Source organism: Prescottella soli, assembly GCF_040024445.1.
GTDB classification, from domain to species: Bacteria; Actinomycetota; Actinomycetes; order Mycobacteriales; family Mycobacteriaceae; genus Prescottella; species Prescottella soli.
In genome coordinates this window covers 4,681,965-4,701,889 of sequence record NZ_CP157276.1, presented here as the reverse complement: position 1 = coordinate 4,701,889, position 19,925 = coordinate 4,681,965, and the positions used below count along the sequence as shown (strand labels likewise).

The 19,925-nt window shown below is 69.5% G+C and carries 15 protein-coding genes and 1 pseudogene; 3 read left to right on the top strand and 13 right to left on the bottom strand.

The window, feature by feature from the left end; genetic code table 11:
- Positions 1-26 precede the first annotated feature (26 nt).
- Positions 27-995 (bottom strand): R2-like ligand-binding oxidase, encoded by a 969-nt coding sequence (locus ABI214_RS21835; protein ID WP_348604552.1) that lies wholly within the window; start codon positions 993-995, stop codon positions 27-29.
- Positions 996-1,251: 256 nt separating this feature from the next.
- On the opposite strand from ABI214_RS21835, the gene ABI214_RS21830 reads away from it, so the two are divergent.
- Positions 1,252-2,058, top strand: coding sequence for an acyl-CoA thioesterase domain-containing protein (locus ABI214_RS21830; RefSeq protein ID WP_348604551.1), 807 nt, complete (start codon positions 1,252-1,254; stop codon positions 2,056-2,058).
- Here the strand turns inward: ABI214_RS21830 and ABI214_RS21825 are convergent.
- The 8 genes from ABI214_RS21825 to ABI214_RS21790 all read right to left on the bottom strand — a co-directional run bounded on the left by ABI214_RS21825 (position 2,012) and on the right by ABI214_RS21790 (position 13,370).
- Complete coding sequence (locus tag ABI214_RS21825; protein ID WP_348604550.1) at positions 2,012-2,752, bottom strand: sirohydrochlorin chelatase; 741 nt, start codon at positions 2,750-2,752, stop codon at positions 2,012-2,014. The two genes, ABI214_RS21830 and ABI214_RS21825, sit on opposite strands and share 47 nt — an antisense overlap.
- A complete protein-coding gene (locus tag ABI214_RS21820; protein ID WP_348604549.1) occupies positions 2,749-3,918 on the bottom strand; it encodes a uroporphyrinogen-III synthase in 1,170 nt (389 codons plus the stop codon). The genes ABI214_RS21825 and ABI214_RS21820 overlap by 4 nt, the downstream gene beginning before the upstream one ends.
- Positions 3,915-4,337, bottom strand: coding sequence for a nitrite reductase small subunit NirD (nirD, locus tag ABI214_RS21815; RefSeq protein WP_348604548.1), 423 nt, complete (start codon positions 4,335-4,337; stop codon positions 3,915-3,917). Before nirD ends, ABI214_RS21820 begins: the two co-directional genes overlap by 4 nt.
- Positions 4,338-4,412: 75 nt before the next feature.
- On the bottom strand, positions 4,413-6,938 hold the full coding sequence (nirB, locus tag ABI214_RS21810; protein WP_348604547.1) for a nitrite reductase large subunit NirB: 2,526 nt from the start codon (positions 6,936-6,938) through the stop codon (positions 4,413-4,415).
- On the bottom strand, positions 6,935-8,434 hold the full coding sequence (locus ABI214_RS21805) for an FAD-dependent oxidoreductase (RefSeq protein ID WP_348604546.1): 1,500 nt from the start codon (positions 8,432-8,434) through the stop codon (positions 6,935-6,937). Before ABI214_RS21805 ends, nirB begins: the two co-directional genes overlap by 4 nt.
- Positions 8,431-10,545 (bottom strand): molybdopterin oxidoreductase family protein, encoded by a 2,115-nt coding sequence (locus ABI214_RS21800; protein ID WP_348604545.1) that lies wholly within the window; start codon positions 10,543-10,545, stop codon positions 8,431-8,433. The genes ABI214_RS21805 and ABI214_RS21800 overlap by 4 nt, the downstream gene beginning before the upstream one ends.
- A complete protein-coding gene (locus ABI214_RS21795) occupies positions 10,542-11,939 on the bottom strand; it encodes a nitrate/nitrite transporter (protein WP_348611884.1) in 1,398 nt (465 codons plus the stop codon). Before ABI214_RS21795 ends, ABI214_RS21800 begins: the two co-directional genes overlap by 4 nt.
- A gap of 183 nt (positions 11,940-12,122) precedes the next feature.
- Positions 12,123-13,370: a CynX/NimT family MFS transporter gene (locus ABI214_RS21790; RefSeq protein WP_348604543.1), complete on the bottom strand. Its 1,248-nt coding sequence runs from the start codon at positions 13,368-13,370 to the stop codon at positions 12,123-12,125.
- A 152-nt stretch (positions 13,371-13,522) separates the two neighbouring features.
- Here ABI214_RS21790 and ABI214_RS21785 point away from each other — a divergent pair, with 152 nt between their 5' ends.
- Positions 13,523-14,218: a FadR/GntR family transcriptional regulator gene (locus tag ABI214_RS21785; RefSeq protein ID WP_348604541.1), complete on the top strand. Its 696-nt coding sequence runs from the start codon at positions 13,523-13,525 to the stop codon at positions 14,216-14,218.
- Positions 14,219-14,299: 81 nt separating this feature from the next.
- Here the strand turns inward: ABI214_RS21785 and ABI214_RS21780 are convergent, their stop codons facing one another.
- Complete coding sequence (locus tag ABI214_RS21780; RefSeq protein ID WP_348604539.1) at positions 14,300-15,385, bottom strand: acyl-CoA dehydrogenase family protein; 1,086 nt, start codon at positions 15,383-15,385, stop codon at positions 14,300-14,302.
- A 20-nt stretch (positions 15,386-15,405) separates the two neighbouring features.
- Positions 15,406-16,587, bottom strand: a complete 1,182-nt coding sequence (locus ABI214_RS21775) for an acyl-CoA dehydrogenase family protein (RefSeq protein WP_348604538.1) — start codon at positions 16,585-16,587, stop codon at positions 15,406-15,408.
- Positions 16,588-16,796: 209 nt separating this feature from the next.
- Here ABI214_RS21775 and ABI214_RS21770 point away from each other — a divergent pair, with 209 nt between their 5' ends.
- A complete protein-coding gene (locus ABI214_RS21770) occupies positions 16,797-17,606 on the top strand; it encodes a hypothetical protein (RefSeq protein WP_348604536.1) in 810 nt (269 codons plus the stop codon).
- 16 nt (positions 17,607-17,622) lie between these two features.
- Here ABI214_RS21770 and ABI214_RS21765 read toward each other — a convergent pair whose 3' ends face one another.
- Positions 17,623-18,771, bottom strand: a complete 1,149-nt coding sequence (locus ABI214_RS21765) for an acyl-CoA dehydrogenase family protein (RefSeq protein WP_348611881.1) — start codon at positions 18,769-18,771, stop codon at positions 17,623-17,625.
- Positions 18,772-18,858: 87 nt separating this feature from the next.
- Positions 18,859-19,884: pseudogene (locus ABI214_RS21760) on the bottom strand (acyl-CoA dehydrogenase family protein); the annotation flags it as partial.
- Positions 19,885-19,925 lie beyond the last annotated feature (41 nt).

Below are 19,925 nucleotides of genomic sequence, written 5' to 3'. Positions count from 1 at the left end.
AGCGATCTCTGAGACGGAGACGCCCCTCACATCGACGACTTGGCGGCGACGTCCGCGAACACCGCCGCGTCCTCCGCGCCGAACGTGTCCTCGAGCGTCTCGGGCGAGTAGTCGAGGTCGATCTCCTCGACGGGCCGCCCCCGCGCCGACTCGATCGCGCCGAGGCGCCGCTGCGCACGGTCCGCCGCATAGACCAGATAGTCCTGTGAGTCGATGCCGAACGGCGATTCCTCGAACTGGTCGTCGACCCACTGGATCATGTTCAGGGCGTGTGGCATCAGCTCCGCCATCCGCTGCTGCACGAGGTCCCAGTTGCGGTCGTCGGCGGCGACGTGTCGGCGGCACGTGAAGGTGCCCCACGCCATGTGCCGGCGTTCGTCGTCCCCGATGCGGCGGACGAGTTCCTGCATGCCGGGCAGGATTCCGCGTTCGGTGCACACTCGCTGCCACGCGTAGTAGCCCGTGAGCGCGAGGCTGCCCTCGATGACGTGGTTGTAGGTGACGGAGGCCCGGATCTGGTTGGCGGGACTCGGATCGGTCTCGAGAATCCGCAACGAGCGCGGCAGCTCCTCGTAGAAGAGGGTGCGGTAGTGCGGGTTCTCGGCGACGTATTCGTGGAGGTCCCCGTCGAGACCCACCGTGTCCATCCACCGCCGGAACACCTCGACGTGCTTGGCTTCTTCGAAGCAGAACTGCGTCAGGTACATCTCGTCGCCGAACCGCCCCTCCGCCGCCATCGCCTTCATGAACGGCTGGATGTCCTCGGTGACGGCCTCCTCACCGGCGATGAACTGGGTGCACAGGTACGTCGCGCTGCGTCTCTCCTCGGCGCTGAGCGATTGCCAGTCCTCGGCGTCCTGCGTGAAATCCAGGTCGGCCGGATTCCAGAATTTCGCGTTGCCCTTCACGAACAGCCTGAGGGGAAACGCGTCCCAGTTGAGCCCGCCCCGGCGGAGCGAACTGAAGCCCTGCCTGTCCACTGATCTCGCGGTCATCGAAGAACCTTCTTCCCGGCGCCTGCGCCGACGTCCGCCTCGCACGCTCCGAGTCCTGGACTTGGATGTGTCGGTGGGCCGAGCGTGCCCGGTCGTTTCTCACCGTAGTCCGGCACGGGCCGGGTCGAGCCGAGTTTCTGCACACCGATGCGCAAGAAACACTCCCCGCCGACCCCGCGGTGTGCTCGCCGTCACTTTCGGTGTCGTATGTTCCAGAGACGAACGAATCACCCGCACGTGAGGAGAACAGCTGCACATGGACGAGCCGATCGCGTTCCTGACGCGCGACGGGGACGGTTTCGCCCCACTGGACATGGGCATCAGCAAGTGGTCGCCCGACATGATCAACGGTCCGGCGATCACCGGCGTCCTCGCGTGGGCGATCGAGGACGCCCACGGCGCGGAAGGGTTCGTTCCCGCACGGCTGACGGTCGACCTGTTCCGTCCGGCGCGGGCCGAGCAGTTCCACGTGGTCACCCGCAGCGTGCGCGACGGCAACCGCATCCGTGTCGCCGATGCGGAGGTGGTCCAGAACGGGGAGGCCGTGGCGCGCGCGTCGGTGGTGTTCCTGCGCCGCTCCGCACAGCCACCCGGCGAGCTGTGGACCCGACCCGACAGCCCGCAGCCGCCGCCCCTGAGCCTGCTCGAGCCGCTGCAGGCGCCGTCGCATCCGTGGATCGGCAGTGACGGCCACCCGGCCGGCTGGTCACCGTCGCTGGGCGACCACGAGGGATCGAGCCGAAAGCGATTGTGGCAGTATCAGATTCCGGTGATCGCCGGCGAGGAACCGTCGCCGTTCGTGCGCGCCGCGATGGTCGGCGAGACCACCAGCCTGATGACCAACTGGGGCACCGCCGGAATCGGATTCATCAACGCCGATCTGACGCTGGCGCTGTCCCGTCTGCCGGAAGGACCGGAGATCGGCCTCGAGGCGGACAACCACATCAGCGTGGACGGCATCGCCGTCGGCAGCACGACGATGTTCGACCGACGCGGCCCGATCGGCACGTGCATCGTCAGCGCGCTGTCGAACGCCGAACGCCAGTTGGGTTTCGCCCGCTGAACCGGGACTGCGGGTTCGCCAGAAAGAACTTCTCGGCAACGAGGTCGACGACCGCCGGGTGAGCGCCCAGCGGCGCCGCGACCCCGTCCGCCCCAGCCTGTTGCAGCCGCGCGTGGAACAGACCGGGAGCCAACAGGTACGACGCGACGAACACGCGCCGCTCCCCCGCCGCGCGCAAGCGCTGCACGGTCTCGGGCACGGTCGGCGTCCCGGTCGCGATGTAAGCGACCGGGACGTCGCGCCGCACGCGCGCCGACAGCATCGCGGCGGCGCGCCGGACGTCGTGGCGGGCCCGCGGATCCGACGAGCCGGCCGCCGCCAGGACAACGGCATCCCCTGCGCGCCAGCCGGATTCACGCAGCCGCTCCCCCAGCACCCTGGCCAGCGCGGGGTGCGGCCCGAGCGCCCGGGTGACCGTCACCCGGGGATGCCCGCTCTCGATCACGCCGCGCGGCACGTCGGTGTGGACGTGGTACCCGGACGCCAGGAAGGCCGGGACCAGAACGACGGGTCCGACCGGGTTCGTGTCGCGGAGCACCTCGGCCGGCGACGGCCCCAGCACGTCGACGAACGCCGTCCGCACAGCACCGACCCGATCGGCTACCGCATCGGCCAGACCCGCGATGGTGTCGACGCCGACGCCGACGCGGCTGCGGGTGCCGTGCGCGACGAGCACCAGTTCCGCCGCGTTCACCGGCTCGCCTCGAGCAGCCGGTCGTACTCCGCCGGGTCGAGCGCCAGCCGGTAACCACGCTTGACGACGGTCTGCACGGCCTTCGGCGCCCCGAGATTGCCCCGCAGCCGGGCGATGGCGGTCTCCACCGCGTGCGGGTCGTCGCTGCGGCCGGGCAGCGCCGCGAGCAGGTCGGCGCGGGAGACGACCATCCCGGGCCGCTCCGCCAGTCGACGGACCAGTGCCATCGCGGCCGGTGAAAGCGCTCTGACCTCCCCGTCGACGACCACGCATGCCCCCCGCACACTGAGTTCGTGGCCGCCGGCGCGGACAAGCGCCACCCGGCGCGGCAACTCCTCCGCGATGTGCCGGGCGAGTGACCCGAGTCGGGCGCGGGCCGGCGCGGTGGTGGGCACCCCGAGGACCGTCAGCGGCGCCGCGGTGACCTGTCCGACGCAGGCCGCCAGCACCCGATCGCGGAAGGCGTGCAGCAGCGACTCGAGCGTGCCGGTCTCGTCGGCCCGTCCCAGGATCGACGCCACCGCCGGCGCGCTCGTGAAGCTGACCGCGTCCAGGCCGCCGCACGCGACGGACTCGATCATCCGATCGAGTCCGCTGCAGTCCTCGGGCGGCGTCCAGCGGTACACGGGTACCGCGATCACCTCGGCGCCCGCATCGCGCAGCGCGGCACAGAAGTCCGGGATCGGTTCCCATTCCGTCGTCGCCCCGTGCAGCTGCACCGCGATACGCCGACCGGAAACGCCCTCCGACAGAAGGTGATCCAGTACCTCCGTGGACGATTCCGAATCCGGCGACCACTCCTCCCGCAGATCGGCGGCGCGCACAGCCCCCTTCGCCTTCGGCCCCCGCGCCAGGATGCGGCCCTCGCCCAGGGCGGCGAGCAGCTGCTCGCCGCTTCCCCAGCCTTCCGCGGCGCCCATCCAGCCGCGGAAGCCGATCCCCGTCGTGGCGACCGTGACATCGGGCGGGTCCGCGATCACCGCGTCGGTGACCCGCGCCAGTTCCGCGTCGTCGGCGAGCGGGACGATCCGGATCGCCGGCGCGTGCACGACGTCCGCACCACGCCGGGCGAGCAGGGTCGCCAGCTCGTCCGCCCGCCGCGACGCCGTGATCCCGATCGTGAACCCCGTCAGGTCCCCTCTGCCCGACGGTCCCGCGGCCGTCACGCTGACTCGACCGCGATCGCGCACACCTGCACGACGTCGTCGCTTCGGCCCTCGACGACCCGCACCGGATATACCGGCAGCCGCACCGACTCGTCGTCGAGGCATCGGCCGTCGAGCAGCGAGAACACTTGTTTGAGCAGCGGCGACGCCACGGTGGGCTCGCCGTGGCGGTCCCCGACCAGCCCCCGCGACATCACCGCGGCCCGCCCGAACGGGTCGATGTTGCCGACCGCCCGCAGGCTGCCGTCGGCGAGCCGGAACAGCGCCGCCTGGGTTCCGCCGCGGAGCAGCACGGCCACCCCGCGTCCCGGGATCAGGTGGCTCCGCGTACACGCGGACGTCCACTCGCGGCCCTCCGGCACGAAGGGCGTCTCGTGGGTGCCGGCCTCGCCGTGAACCCAGGTCTCCATCACCGTCATCGCGGACCTCCTGCACACTGTGCTCCGTTGGGATTCATTGAAAAGTCGGGTTGTTTCCGCGGCGTTACTCCGCGATTACCGGCTCGAGGAGCTTTCCGGTCGGCGGCCCGGAACGTCCGGAATGCCCATCAGGACGGGCACCTTGCGCGGTCCGGACTCGTCGAAAGCGACCGTCGGGTCCGGCTCGTCGGGGGCATTGACGAACGACACGAACCGCGACAACTTGTCCGAATCGGCGAGTACCCCCGCCCACTCGTCGCGGTAGCCGTCGACGTGCCGCGCCATCGCCGCCTCGAGGTCGTCGGCGATGCCGAGGCTGTCGTCGCACACCACGGCCGCCAGGTGCTCGAGACCGCCGTCGAGGGACTCGATCCATGGCGCGGTGCGCTGCAAGCGGTCCGCGGTGCGGACGTAGAACATCAGGTAGCGGTCGATGTAGCGGACGAGCGTCTCGTCGTCGAGGCCGCCCGCGAGCAGCTGCGCGTGCCGCGGGGACTGGCCGCCGTTACCGCCGACGTACAGGTTCCAGCCGGTCTCCGTCGCGATGGCGCCGACGTCCTTGCCGCGGGCCTCGGCGCACTCGCGCGCACACCCCGACACCCCGAACTTGATCTTGTGTGGGGCCCGCAGGCCGCGATAGCGGGTCTCGAGCCGCACCGCCATGCCCACCGAGTCCTGGACGCCGTAGCGGCACCACGTGGACCCGACGCAACTCTTGACGGTGCGCAGCGACTTGCCGTACGCCTGGCCGGACTCCATACCGACGTCGACCAGACGCCGCCAGATCTCGGGCAGTTGCTCGACCCGCGCCCCGAACAGGTCGATCCGCTGCCCGCCGGTCACCTTGAGGTAGAGCCCATAGTCGCGGGCGATCTCACCGATCGTGATGAGCTGCTCGGGGCTGCACTCGCCGCCGGGCATCCGCGGCACCACCGAGTACGTGCCGTTGCGTTGGATGTTGGCGAGGAAGTGGTCGTTGGTGTCCTGCAGCGACGCCTGCTCGCCGTCGAGAACGTGGCCCGACGACGTCGACGCGAGAATGGACGCGACGACGGGCTTGCAGATGTCGCAGCCGGTCCCGGTGCCGTACTGCGCGATCAGTCCCGAGAACGTCCGGGTGCCGGTGGCGCGGACGATCTCGAACAGCTCGGCACGGGACTGGGTGAAGTGCTCGCAGAGCGCCTTCGACAGCTCCACCCCCGACGACGCGAGCAGCGACTTGACGGTGGGCAGGCAGCCGCCGCAGGTGGTGCCGGCGTTGGTGCACGCCTTGACCGCGGCGATGTCGCACGCGCCGTCCGCGATCGCGGCGCAGATCTCCCCCTTGGTGACGGCGTTGCACGAGCACACCTGGGCGTCGTCGGGAAGCGCTCCCGCGCCGGGCTTCTCACCCGCCGGCGAGATGAGCGCCGCGGGATCGCCGGGCAGTTCGCGCCCCACGAGCGGGCGCAGCGACCCGTAGGCCGTCGCGTCGCCGACGAGGATGCCGCCGAGCAGGGTCCTGGCGTCGTCGGAGACGACGAGCTTGGCGTAGGTGCCCTTCGCGGCGTCGCTGAGCACCACCTCGAGCGCGCCCGGCGTAGCCGCGTGTACATCGCCGAAGCTCGCGACATCGACTCCGAGGAGCTTGAGTTTGGTGGACAGGTCCGCGCCGGGGAACACCGCGTCCCCGCCGAGGATGCGGTCCGCCACCACCTCGGCGGTCGCGTATCCGGGGGCGACCAGCCCGTAGCAGCACCCCTCCACCGCGGCACACTCGCCGACCGCGTAGATCGCGGGATCCGATGTGACACAACCGATGTCGGTGAGGATTCCACCGCGCTCGGCGATGTCGAGACCGGCGTCGCGGGCGAGCCGGTCCTGCGGACGGACGCCGGCGGAGAACACCAGCAGCGCCGCGTCGATCACCGAGCCGTCGGCCAGTTCGACCCGCACCCCCGCGGGCCCGTCGCCGATCGACGCGATTCCCGTTCCGGTGTGGACGGTGAGCCCGAGGTCGGTGACCAACCGCGTGAGCACCGCACCGCCGCCCTCGTCGATCTGCAGCGGCATGAGGCGGGCATTGTGCTCCACCACGTGCGGCGCCAACCCGAGCCGGCGCAACGCGTTCGCCGCCTCGAGCCCGAGCAGACCGCCACCGACCACGACGCCGGCCGCACCCGGTCCGACCTCCTCGGCCCGCGCCCGGATCCCGTCCAGATCGGACGGCGTGCGGTAGACGAAGCACAGGTCGTGCTCGTGTCCGGGCACCGGCGGCACGAACGGGTACGACCCGGTCGCGAGGACGAGCGCGTCGTAGTGCAGCGTCTCCCCCTTCGACGTCGTCACGGTGCGCGCGACCCGGTCGATCGACTCGGCCCGCACCCCCACCCGCAGGTCCACGGCGGTGTCGCCGTCGAAGTCGTTGCCCGCCAAGGCGAGTTCCTTCACGTCCCACGTGCCGACGTACGACGACAACGCCACCCGGTCGTACGCGGGGACCTCCTCCTCGCACAGCACCGTCACCGTCCAGGTGTCGGCGTCGTCGCGCGCCCGCAGCGCCTCGACGAACCGGTGCCCCACCATTCCGTGTCCGATCACGATCGCGGTCCGTCCGCTCATGCCGCACCTTCCTTCCGCGCCGGTTGTGTGTTGTCCTCGTCGCTCTCGTGCTGGGGATCGGCCGTCCGCAGCCACTCGCATATGCCCTCCACCGCCGAACTGCAGCCCCCACAGCCCGTCGTCGCGCGGGTCGCGGTGGCGAGCGCGGTCACCGACCGCGCCCCCGCACGCCACGCACTCGTCAGGTTCGACTTGGTGACCGAGTTGCAGCGGCAGATCACCGCTCCGCCCGGCATGCCCGCGGGACTGACCGACTCCACCGTCGGGCCGCCGCGTCCGGTCAGCAGCGCCATGCGGTCCTGCGGCACAGGCAGTTCCGCGTCGAACAGCTGGGTGATCGTGCCGACCACGTCGGGCGAGCCGAGCAGCACCGCGCCGACGATCCGGTCGCCCGCCACGACCAACTTGGCGTAGCGGCCGCGGGCCGGGTCCGCGACGACCAGCACATCGCGGTCGTCGTGCGGGTCGGCGCCGTGCAGGTCGGCGCTCACGTCGCCCATCGACGCGAGGTCGATGTCGTGGGCCTTGAGCCGGGTCACCGGCGGGGTGCCGTGGTACTCGGCGTCCGGGTCGGCCCCGGTGATCCGGTCGGCCACCACCGCAGCCTGTTCCCAGCCCGGCTGCACCAACCCGTACACCTCGCCCCGGTGCTGCGCGCACTCCCCGATCGCCCACACGTGCGGGGCACCGGTGGCGAGCGCGTCGTCGACGACGACGCCGTGCTCCACGGTGATCCCCGCCGCCTGCGCCAGTTCGGTGGCGGGCCGGATGCCGGCAGTGAGCACCACCAGGTCGGCGGGCAGCTCGGATCCGTCGTCGAGGACGAGCGTCCTGCCGGTGCCGCCCCGGCGCAACGCAACCACGCGACGCTCGAGCAGCACCTGCACACCCAACCCGACCAGCACCCGGGTGAGAACCCGGCCACCCCCGTCGTCCAGTTGCCGCTCCATCGGCACCGCCTTGGGGTGCACCACGGTGACGTCGGCGCCGCGCAGCAGCAGCCCGCGGGCCGCCTCGAGCCCCAGCAGTCCGCCGCCGAGGACCACCGCGCGGCACCCGGGCCGGGCCGCGGCGGCGATGCGCTCACAGTCCAGCGCCGTGCGGAACGCGACGACACGCTCGTCGTCGGCGGTCATGCCGTCGATTCGCGGCACGAACGGGATGCTGCCGGTCGCCAGTACGAGTTCGTCGTAGCCGAGGGCGGTGCCGTCGCCGCCGCGCACGGTTCGCGTCGCCGTGTCGATCCCGGTCACCCGCACCCCGACGCGGACGTCGACGTGGTTGCGGGCCCACCAGTCGTCGGGCCGCAGCCGGGTGTCACGTGCGGTGATGCTGCCCGCCAACACGTTCGACAGCAGGATCCGGTTGTACGCGGCGCGCGGCTCCGCGCCGAACACCACGACGTCGAGCAGCGCCGGATCCCGCTCGCGGCGCCGCAGCTCCTCCGCCAGCCGCGCGCCGGCCATCCCGTTGCCGACGATCACCACGCGGGTCATGGCGCCACCTGTGACTCGAGCCGGACCGCGCACACCTTGAACTCGGGCATCCGGCTCGTCGGGTCGAGGGCCGGATTGGTCAGCAGGTTCGCGCGGGCGTCACCGGCGAAGTGGAACGGCAGGAACACCGTGTCGAGCCGCATCGACTCGTCGCACCGCACCGCGACCTCGACCCGGCCGCGCCGCCCCACCACCAGCGCGGCGTCGCCGTCGCGCACCCCCGCCCGCGTCGCCGTGTCCGGATGCACCTGGACGAACATCGGTCCGGCCGCGGCCGCGAGTTCGGACACCCTTCGGGTCTGCGCACCCGACTGGTAGTGCGCCAGAACGCGTCCGGTGGTGGCGACCAGCGGGAAGTCGGCGTCGGGTCGCTCGCTGGGGCCGCGGTGCTCGACGGCCGTGAACCGGGCGCGCCCGTCGTCGGTCGCGAACCTGTCCAGGAACAGCCGCGGCGTGCCGGGATGCTCGACGTCGGGGCAGGGCCAGTGCAGCGCCGCCCCCGCATCCAGCCGGCCGTAGGTGATGCCGGCGTAGTCGGCGACGCCGCCCGCGGATGCTCGGCGCAGTTCGTCGAACACCACCTCCGGTTCCGCCGGGAAACGTCCGGCGGGCTGGCCCAGACGAACGGCCAACTCCCGCAACACCTCCAGCTCGCCGCGAACCCCCTCGGGTCGTTCGGCGCCCCGCCGCCTGCGCAGCACGCGCCCCTCGAGGCTCGTCACGGTGCCCTCCTCCTCGGCCCACTGCAGCACCGGCAACACCACGTCCGCCATCGCCGCGGTCTCCGACAGCAGGAAGTCGCACACCACCAGCAGATCCAGCGAGCGCAGCCGGTCGACGACGTGCCCGGCCCGCGGGGCCGACACCGCGGGGTTGGCGCCGTGCACCATCAGCGCGCGGGGGCCGTCGGGGCGGCCGAGCGCGTCGAGCAGCTCGTACGCGCTGCGTCCCGGACCGGGCAGCTCGTCCGGATCGATCCCCCACACCCGCGCGACGTGTTTGCGCGCAGCCGGATCGGTGATCTTGCGGTAGCCGGGCAGCTGATCGGCCTTCTGCCCTTGCTCGCGCCCGCCCTGCCCGTTGCCCTGACCCGTGATCGCGCCGTACCCGCTGCCCCGACGTCCCGGCAGGCCCAGCGCCAGCGCGAGCGCGATCCACGCGGAGACGGTGTCGGTGCCGGTCGCGTGCTGCTCGGTGCCGCGCGCGGTGAGGACGTAGGCCCCGGTGTCGGCACGGCGGGAGCGGGACAGGATCTCCACCGCCCGGCGCAGCGCCGCCACGGGCACACCGGTGACGCGTTCGGTGCGTTCGGGCCACCACTGTGCGGCCGCGAGCCACGCGTCGTCGAAACCGGTGGTGCGGGCGTCGATGTATTCGCGGTCGAGGTGTCCCTCGGTGACGGCGAGGTGCAGCATCCCCAGCGCGAGCGGCAGATCCGTGCCGGGCGCGAGCTGCAGGTGCAGGCCGCCGCCGGCCAGTGCCCGGTCCGCGGTCGCGGTGCGGCGCGGGTCGACGACGATCAGCCCGCCGGCATCGGCCGCGGCCGTCAGGTGCCCGACGAGCGGCGGCATCGTCTCGGCGACATTGCCCCCGACCAGCAGGATCGCCCTGGCGGACGTCAGATCCGAGACCGGGAACGGCAGCCCGCGGTCGAGGCCGAAGGCGCGGGTGCCGGCCGCGGCCGCCGACGACATGCAGAACCGCCCGTTGTAGTCGATGTTCGACGTGCCGAGCGCGACGCGCGCGAACTTGCCGAGCATGTAGGCCTTCTCGTTGGTGAGTCCGCCGCCCCCGAAAATCGCGACCGCGTCCCGTCCCCCGGCGGCCTGCGCCGCGCGGAAGCCGTCGGCGACCTTGTCGAGGGCGTCGTCCCACGACGCCGACCGCAGTCGCCCGCCTTTTCGGACCAGCGGGGTCGTGAGCCGGTCGGGGTGGCGCAGCAGTTCGGCGCTCGTCCAGCCCTTCTGGCACAGCCCGCCGCGGTTGGTCGGGAACTGGCGTCCCGTGACACTCACCCCGGATGCGCCGCCGGGTGTGAGGGTCATCGCGCACTGCAGGCCGCAGTAGGGGCAGTGGCTGTGCACCCCGGTCGCCGTCGCGCCGGCCGTCACGATGCCACCGCGATCGCCTGTGCCGCAGTCCCCTTCGCGGCGGAGGTGCGGCGCACGAACACGAACCAGGTGACGATCGCGCACACCATGTAGAACCCGAGGAACACCCAGAAGGCCATCGTCGCCGACTTGGCCGGGCTGCTGTACGACGCCCGCAACACCAGGTTGATGCCCACGCCGCCGAGGCCGCCGATCGCACCCGCGAACCCGATGAGCGCACCGGACATGTTGCGCGACCACGCGGCCCGCCCCGCCTTGTCCAACCCATCGAGCGTGCGGGACCGGGCCTCGAAGATCGACGGGATCATCTTGTACACCGAGCCGTTGCCAAGACCGGAGAGCACGAACAGCGCGACGAATCCGATCACCAGCGCCGTCATGGTGGCACCGGACGCGGCGCCGGGGGTGCCGTCGTCGACGGTGCCGGCGGTGACGAGGACCGCGGCGGCCGACACCATCGCCGCGAACGTGTAGAGGGTGATCCGGCCGCCGCCGATCCGGTCGGCCAGTCGTCCGCCGAGCGGACGCGCGATCGACCCGAGCAGCGGTCCGAGGAACGCGATCTGCGCGGCGTGCAGCGCGGCCTGCGCCGGGGTGTCGCCGCCGGCCAGGAAGTTGATCTGCAGGACCTGCCCGAACGCGAAGCTGAAGCCGATGAACGAGCCGAACGTGCCGACGTAGAGGAAGCTGACGATCCACGACTCCCGCACCCGCAGCGCCTCGAGCATCGAGCGCAGGTCGGCCTTCTGGTTGCCGAGGTTGTCCATGAACAGCGAGGCGCCGACGGCCGCGACCGCGATGAGCACGAGGTAGACGGCGCACACCAGGTACGGGGCGGTGTTGCCGACGGTGGCGATGACGAGCAGGCCGACCAACTGGATGACGGGCACACCGATGTTGCCGCCACCCGCGTTCAGTCCCAGCGCCCAGCCCTTGAGCCGCTGTGGGTAGAAGGCGTTGATGTTCGTCATCGACGACGCGAAGTTGCCCCCGCCGACGCCCGCCGTGGCCGCGACCAGCAGGAACGTCGTGTACGACGTGCCCGGGTGCATCACGAACCACAGCGTCAGCAGCGTCGGGACCAGCAGCACGAGCGCGCTGAAGACCGTCCAGTTACGACCACCGAACCGGGCCGTCGCGACCGTGTACGGGATGCGCAGGACCGACCCGACGAGGGTCGGGACCGCGACGAGGAAGAACTTGCCGGCCGCGTCGATGCCGAACACGTCGGTCGGCATGAACAGCACCATCACCGACCAGATCGACCAGATCGAGAAGCCGACGTGTTCGGCGATCACCGACCACACGAGATTCCGGCGGGCGATCGCCTTGCCGCCCGCCTCCCAGGCGTCGACGTCCTCGGCGTCCCAGTGCTCGATGTGGTGCCCGCGCACCACGCGTGCGTCGGCGGACGGTGCTGTGGGCCGATCGGAGAGAGTGGTCACCTGGGCCTCCTACCTGTGTGGGAAACCCCAAGGTAGGAGGCCGGTGTTGCGTCGGTGCTGCGCCCGATGACCCGTCCGTCAACACTCTCTCACCCGCCGAAGTCGGCGCGGTGAGATCAACGAACGAGCAGGTCAGACGGTCTTCGCGCCCCAGCTGTCCTCGAGCATGCGCGGCTTGCAGGCCGCCCATGCGGAGATCAGGACGACGACGACCGCCACGGCGAGCAGCGCGAACGGGGCACCCCACCCGCCGGTCGACTCGTGCAACACACCGAACAGCAGCGGGCCGATGCACGCGACGGTGTAGCCGACGCCCTGCGTGAAGCCCGACAGTGCCGCCGACCCGGCGTGCGTGCGGGTGCGGAGGTTGATCAGGGTCAACGACATCGGGAAGGTGCTCGGCCCCAGACCGATCACGACGACCCACAGGATCGGCGCGGACATCGGCGCGAGCAGCAGACCGGTGAAGCCGATCGCGTAGGCCACGGCGCAGCCGACGACGATCGGGAACGGATTGCGCATCCGTGCGCACACGCTCGGCGCGGCGAACGCCGCGATGAGACCCATGAACGAGAACAGCGCCACCATGCTGCCGCCGAACGACTCGCTCGCCCCGGCCTCGGTGAGGATCTTCGGGATCCACGTGAACATCGAGTACGTGATGAGCGACGTCATGCCGAACATGCCGGCCATGCCCCAGCCGACCGGCGAACGCCACGGCCGCCCGGGCGCATGCGTCTCGGTGGCCGCCGCCGCGTCGGGGGCGGCGCCGGACTTGCGGCCGCGGGCCAGCACCATGAGCCAGGGCGCGGCGGCCGCGAACCCCAGCAACGACCAGACGCCCAGCGAGAACCGCCAGCCGAGGGCGTCCGCGAGCGGCACCGCGACCGTCGCCGGCAGGATCGTGCCGATCTGCACGCCCGTGATGTAGATCGAACTCATCAGGGCCAGCCGGTCACTGAAGTAGCGCTTGACCAGCGGCGGGATGACGACGTTGCCGATGCCCATGCCGCCGAGCGCGAGCGCCGACAGCGCCAGCAGCGACCACGTGTCGCCGACCATCGCGCGGGTGAGCATGCCGACGCCGGCCATGAGCATCGCGAGCAGCGCGGTCCACTCGAGCCCGAGACGCCGCGCAATGACGGGCGTGAGGAGCCCGAACACCGCGAACATCGCGGTGGGCACCATGCCGAACACACCGACGACGGTGGACGAGAACCCGAGGTCGTCGCTGATCTGCGAGGCCAGCGGGGAGAACGAGGTGACCGCGAGCCGCAGCGTCAGGGCCGACATCGCGATGGCCGCGAATACCAGGAGCCGCCCCTTCAGCAGGGGCTGCGGGCCCCGGGTGGTCACTGTCGCGGACGCGGTCGCGGTCATGTAGTGCCTCGATCTCGAAAGCAGGGAGAGATGTGCCGTCGGAAGTGCGATCCGGAACGGACCTTGCACTCGACCCGAGAAATCATAGGATGACCGGATGACAGAGGCAACGCATTAAGGTGCGAGAGCCCTCACCCAAATTCAGGAGCACCGTGCAACCCGTCCGCCGCAGCACCCTGATCGCCCAGGTCACCGAGCAACTCCGCGACGAGATCCGATCCGGTCGGTGGCCGGTGGGTTCCCGGATCCCCACCGAGCCCGAACTCGCCGAGCTCACCGGGACCGGGCGCAACACCGTCCGCGAGGCGGTGCAGGCGCTGGTCCACTCGGGGCTGCTCGAACGGCGCCAGGGGTCCGGGACGTTCGTGCTCGCGGACTCCGAGGTGAGCGGCACCCTCGGCAAGTACTTCGCCGGCGCGCACGAACGCGACGTCCTCGAGTTGCGACAGTCGCTCGACGTCACCGCGGCGGGACTGGCCGCGCAGCGACGTGACGCCGACGACATCCGCGAGCTGACCGCCTTGCTGGAGGCGCGATTCACGGCGTGGGAAACCGCGGACCTGCGCGACGCGATCGCCGCCGACATCGCCCTGCACCGCGGCATCGTCGCCGCCAGCCACAACCAGGTGTACCTGGAGTTCTACGACTCCCTGCTCCCCGCGATCGAGGCGACCGTCTTCAAGCACGCCTCCGCGACCGGCGCCGGATTCCACGACGAGCACCGCGCGCTCGTGCAGGCCATCATCGACGGCGACAGCGACCGCGCCCTCGGCGCGGCGCGGTGCTTCTTCAACGAGCTACTCGCCGGCTACCACTCCACCGAGGGCCGCTCCGGAACCATGGATTGAACTGCCGACCCAGAAGACGCCAGTCGCGCGGGCCGAATCGGAGCTGAGCAAACCGCTACAGCTCCCGGGTAACACCATTCGCTACAGCCGCCGGGTGGAGTCCGCGGCGAGAGCGTCAGCGAGCGTCCGCAGTTGTTCGGTGGCCGCGCCGAAGAGAAACTCGGTGCGCTTGGCGGCCGTGAAATAGCGATGCACCTGGTACTCCAGGAAAATGCCTATGCTGGCGTGCACATGGACCATGGTGTGCGCCACCCGGTGGCCGGCCTCGGAGGCCCAGAACTTCGCGGTGGCGACCTCGGCATCCGCCGGAAGACCCTCGGACTCGCGCCAGGCCGCCTGCCATAGGCTCAGCCGTACCGCCTCGACGTCGAGGTAGGCATCGGCCAGACGTTGCCTGACCGCCTGGAACTCGCCGATCGGCTTGTCGAATTGTCTTCGGGTGACCGCGTATTCGCTGGTGAGTTCCAGACCACGCTCCACGATGCCGAGTTGGTAGGCGCAAGCAGCGATGGTGGCGCGGCGACGTGCCCACCCGGCTGAGCCGTCGCCGGGTGCGCCGAGAGCAACAGGGTTCCCGACCACCGTGTCCAGTTCCAGCAGGGCGGCGTCGAAGCCGTCGACGACATGCTGCGGGGTGATGCGCAGCCCCTGGGTAGCGCGATCGAGCATCAGCAGCAGCGGCCCGTCGACGGTGCCAGCCTCGACCAGGAACGCATCCGCGAAGGCGCCCGCGGGAACGGCGCTGTGCGAGCCACTGACATGCCAACCTGCGTCGGTGCGCTCGGCGGTGAATCGGTCGTCCTCCGTGGAAAGTGCCACCGCGATGGTGATGGTGCCCGCCGCGACCGGAGCAGCCCACCGCGTCCGCTGCTCCTCGTCGCCGAACTGCGCGATCGTGGTGGCGGCGACCGCCACGCTGGTCAGGTACGGTGCGGGCGCGACGGTGCGACCGATCTCGATCAGCACGCTGCACTGTTCGAGCACGCCGAAGCCGCCGCCGACCGCGGCAGGCAATGCGGCATCGAGTAGCCCGGAGCGGGCGAGGTCCGACCAGAGCTTGCGGTCGAAACCTGTTGCATCCGGTTCATTCTTGGCGGTCCAGTCGGTGAGCACGGCGCGGGCCAGTCCAGCGAGATCGCGCTGGGCCTCGGTCTGGGTGAAGTCCATGAGAAGTCCTCGAGATAGGTTCAGCGGGTGACGGGCAGGCCGAGCGCGGTCTTGGCGATGATGTCGCGCTGGACCTCGTTGGTGCCACCACCGAAGGTCAAGATGAGCGACGATCGGTGCAGGCGTTCGATTCGGCCGCGCAGCAGTGCGCCGGCGGAGTCTTGCCGGACCACCGATGACGCACCCAGCACTTCCATGAGCAGCCGGTACGCCTCCGTGGCCAATTCGGTGCCGAACACCTTGCTCGCCGAAGCATCCGCGGGGTGGAGTTCACCGGAATCCGCAGCCCAGGCAATGCGCCAGTTGCGCAGTTTCAGGTACTCGACGTGGGCGTGCACGCGAGCAAGGTGCATTCGCGCCCACTCGGAATCGACAACGCGAGTGCCGTCGGCACGGGTGGTGGTCTCGGCCCAGCTCCAGACCTGGCGTAGCGATTCCTGGAGTGGGGCGGCGGAAGTCAGCGCGACTCGTTCGTGATTGAGCTGGTTGGTGATCAGTGGCCACCCCGCGTTCAGTTTGCCGACCACATTCGCGACTGGCACCCGCACATCGTTGTAGAGCGTGGCGCTGGTGCCCGGACCGGCCATGGTGTGAATCCTGCTCCAGGAGAATCCCGGTGCCGTGGTGGGCACGATGAGAACGGACAGGCCACGGTGCCTGGGCGCCGCGGGATCGGTGCGGGCTGCCAGCCAGATGTAGTCGGCGTATTCGATGAGGCTGGTCCATGCCTTCTCGCCGTTGATGACGAACTCATCGTCCTCGCGCACCGCTCGAGTGCGGAGCGACGCTAGATCGGTCCCCGCGTCGGGCTCGGAGTAGCCGATGGAAAAGTGCAACTCGCCCTTGGCGATTCGGGGCAGGAAGAATGCCTTCTGCTCGGAGGTGCCGAATCGCATGATGGTCGGGCCGACCGTGTCAACGGTGAGGAATGGGAAGGGCACGCCCGCAGCGGCGGCTTCGTCGTTGAAGATCAACTGGTCCACAGTCGATCGGTTCTGGCCGCCGTATTCCTCGGGCCAGCCCAGGGTCAACCAGCCGTCGCGGCCGAGGGTGCGAACTATCTCCTTGTAGGCGTCGGGATCGCCGTATTCGCCACCGGGCCCTATCAGCGCCTCGCGCGTTTCAGGCGTCATCAGATCGGTGAAGTAGGAGCGCAACTGCTTGCGCAGTTGTTGTTGCTCGTCGCTGAAGTCGATGTGCATCGCGTTCCTTCGATTCGAAAGTCTGAGCTTTGCCGAAAATAGAACATGTTGCACTTTGCGACCGCTTCCGAATAGCCGGAAGCTGCCGATCCACGTGGCAGCAACTTGCCACGCAGACTGAAGCGAATCAGTGATCTGCCTCACTTCGGTTGACACCCAGTCGAGTGGCTGGTGAATCTGGTTTCGGGTGGGCGGAAAGGGGCGTTCAGATGGCTGAATATCCAGAGAGTAAGCAGCACTTGGAAATTGGAACTATTCACCCCAATCGCAGTGTTGTGGATGTGGGTTGGCTGCTCTCCGAGTCGCGCCGACTGCTCGATCACGCGATAGCCGAACACCACAGTGTCCGCGGCGAGACCGGAGACGTCGTCCGACTTCGTCCCGGTGAGGGGTGGCAACACAATCTGCAGCAACTACTACAACGTGTTCGTAGTGAAGCCATGCTTGCGGTGGCGAGCCCGCTCCGGATACAGCCGCAGTACCAGCCAGGCCGGCGACTGGTCGCCGACCTGCTCTCGACAGGTAGGGAAGTACGGCTGCTGTACACGAAGCACTATGCCGAGACCCGCGATTACGAATCGTTGCGGCAACAGCCCGAACTGCACGATCAGATCCGGGTATCCCGTGCCGACTTCCACAACATGGTCATCATTGATCGACGGGTCGCAGCAGTTTGGGGCGGGACGGGTGAGCGACGCCCCTATGGGTTCGTCATCAGCGATCCCGATCTGCTCCGGGTGCTGCATCAATTCGCCCTGGTTCTTTGGGAGTCGGCACCGCGGCTGTCGAGGGAGTTCACATTGCCGCAAACGGAGTTCGACGACAGGGCACTGGCGGTCTTGCGCGCACTCGACCTCGGATTCAAGGATGAGCTGGCCGCCAACCGACTCGGCGTTTCGCTACGAACCTACCGCCGTTACGTCGCCGATCTCATGGCCCGGCTTGGAGTCACCACCAGATTCCAAGTCGGAGCTCGCGCGGCGGAACTCGGCCTGCTCACGACATCGGCGATCCAGTAGAAACCCGTGCTGAGGGTCAGCGGGGCACGCGGGGCAGTCCGAGACCGTTGACGGCGATCAGTTCGCGTTGGATCTCGTTGACGCCGCCGCCGAAAGTGAGGACCAGATTGCGTTTCGCCTGGACGTTCAGCCAGCTCGCCAGCGCCGCGGTCGCGGGATCTGCCATGTCGCCGTGGCGGGCCACGACCTCCTCCATCCGATCGTAGAGGCCCTGAATGCGCTCGGAGCCGAAGACTTTCGTAGCCGATGCGTCAGCAGCGCCGACCGGTCCGTTCGATTCGGCCGCCGCAACCTGCCAGTTGAGTAGTTCGTTGATTCGTTCGGTCGCGCGAGCGTCGATCAGGGCGGCGCGGACGTCAGGGGCGTCGAGGAGGTCATGGAGCTTCGCCCAGGCGTGGACCTGGTCGTGCACGCCGCCGATGCGGCCGGCCGGGCCCAGCATGACCCGCTCGTGGTTGAGCTGGGTGACGATCAGCTGCCAGCCACTATTCTCCTCACCCACGAGCATGTTCACGGGTACCCGGACATCCGAGTAGTAGGTGGCGTCCACGTGGTGCGCACCGTCGGCGGTGATGATCGGGGTCCAGCTGAACCCGGGATCGCGGGTATCGACGATGAGAATCGAGATGCCTTTGTGCTTCGGTGCGGCCGGATCGGTGCGCACCGCAAGCCAGATGTAGTCGGCGGCATGTCCACCCGTGGTGAATGTCTTCTGGCCGTTGACAACGTAGTGATCGCCATCGCGAACCGCGGTGGTACGTAGAGATGCGAGATCGGTGCCGTTGTCGGGCTCGGAATACCCGATGGCGAAATGCACTTCGCCGGACAGGATCTTGGGCAGGAAGAACTGTTTCTGTTCCTCCGTGCCGAAGTCCTGCAGTGTCGGCCCAACTGTCTGGAGGGTGACCGACGGCAGCTGGACGTCGGCGCGGTGTGCCTCGTTCACGAAGATGTGCTGTTCGATCGCGCCGAAGCCTCGGCCGCCGTATTCCGTGGGCCACCCGACCCCGAGCCAGCCGGCTCCGCCCATGCGGCGCACGACATCACGGTAGACCGGGCCGTGTCGATCAGTCAGTGTGGTCGCGCGCTCTGCCTTGGTCATCAGCTGCGAGAAGTACCCGCGCAGTTCGGTCTGCAGGGCGAGTTGCGAAGGCGTCAGCGCGATCGAGTTACCCTCGCCGGCGACGGCCGAGACACTTACAGCCGGATCGACGCCAAGAGTCTCCAGCAGCCGACCCGAACCGCCCAGGAATCGGATCATGTCCTTGATCGTCGAATAGTGCCGGTGCAACGGATAAGTGATGTCCGCGCCGATGCCGCCGTGCAGGTGATGGCAGGTCCGCGCAGCCGACATCGCTTCGGTCGCCAGCCAGTACCCGGCCAGCTCCAAGCTCTGCGACACATCGCGCCCGGTCGACATCTCCCACACGCCGGAACAGGCCGCGAGATGAAGCGTGCGCGAGGCGATATAGACGTCGGCGATCTGCTGCGATACCGCTTGGAATGCCGCCAGCGGCTTGCCGAACTGCTGCCGGCTTCGGATGTGCTCGGTGGTCAACGCCAATGCACCCGCCAATGCCCCGTCGCCGACAGCGAGTGCACCCGCCAGAGCGGAGTAGCGGAGCGCGGCCACCGCTGCGCCGCTGAAGTCGCCACCGAGCACCTCCGATTCCGACACGCGTGCGCCGGACAGGGTCACCGTGTACTCGGGCTGATCCGTCGCGGTAGGGGTCGCAGTCAGCTCCACGCCCGAGCCGGCGGGATCGACCAGGAAGACCGCATCGCCGCCAGCTGTCCTCGCCGGTACCAGGATTCGAGTCGATTGCGCAGCGTAGGGTACCGCCACCTTCTGACCGTTCAGCTCCCATCCGTCGGAGGTTCGAACGGCGGTGGCGGCCGGCGTCTCGACGAGGGCCTTCCCGAGCTCATTCGGCGCGCCGGTGAGCAGGCTCGTTCCCGCGGCGACCGCGGGCAGGAGCTCCTCCTGCTGGGCATCGGTTCCCATGGCGGCCAAGGGGAGGACACCCAGCGCCAGCGTGGCGAGCGCTGGCAGACGCGCACCGCTTACCGCCACCTGTCGCAGCACAGCCGAAATTTCGGCGATGCCGAGCGCGTCACCGCCCAACCTGGTCGGCAAGGCCAGCGACAGGAGCCCGGCTTGGGCCAGCGTCGCCCAGATCGGCGCATCGAATCCGATGTGGGGATCCAGGTCGACCTGCACCTGATCGTGCTCTTTGTCCAACACCTGCGCGGTGAGGTCCGCGATCTCCCGCTGCACATCATTGGGTGTGAAATCCACGCCTGGCTCCCTGAATCCGA

Excerpts from the sequence above, each read along its gene's own strand:
- ABI214_RS21790 (WP_348604543.1), bottom strand. The coding sequence starts at position 13,370 with ATGACCGCGACCGCGTCCGCGACAGTGACCACCCGGGGCCCGCAGCCC.
- ABI214_RS21770 (WP_348604536.1), top strand. The coding sequence starts at position 16,797 with ATGGCTGAATATCCAGAGAGTAAGCAGCACTTGGAAATTGGAACTATT.
- ABI214_RS21805 (WP_348604546.1), bottom strand. The coding sequence starts at position 8,434 with ATGACCCGCGTGGTGATCGTCGGCAACGGGATGGCCGGCGCGCGGCTG.
- ABI214_RS21835 (WP_348604552.1), bottom strand. The coding sequence starts at position 995 with ATGACCGCGAGATCAGTGGACAGGCAGGGCTTCAGTTCGCTCCGCCGG.
- nirB (WP_348604547.1), bottom strand. The coding sequence starts at position 6,938 with ATGAGCGGACGGACCGCGATCGTGATCGGACACGGAATGGTGGGGCAC.
- ABI214_RS21775 (WP_348604538.1), bottom strand. The coding sequence starts at position 16,587 with ATGCACATCGACTTCAGCGACGAGCAACAACAACTGCGCAAGCAGTTG.
- ABI214_RS21780 (WP_348604539.1), bottom strand. The coding sequence starts at position 15,385 with ATGGACTTCACCCAGACCGAGGCCCAGCGCGATCTCGCTGGACTGGCC.
- nirD (WP_348604548.1), bottom strand. The coding sequence starts at position 4,337 with ATGACGGTGATGGAGACCTGGGTTCACGGCGAGGCCGGCACCCACGAG.
- ABI214_RS21830 (WP_348604551.1), top strand. The coding sequence starts at position 1,252 with ATGGACGAGCCGATCGCGTTCCTGACGCGCGACGGGGACGGTTTCGCC.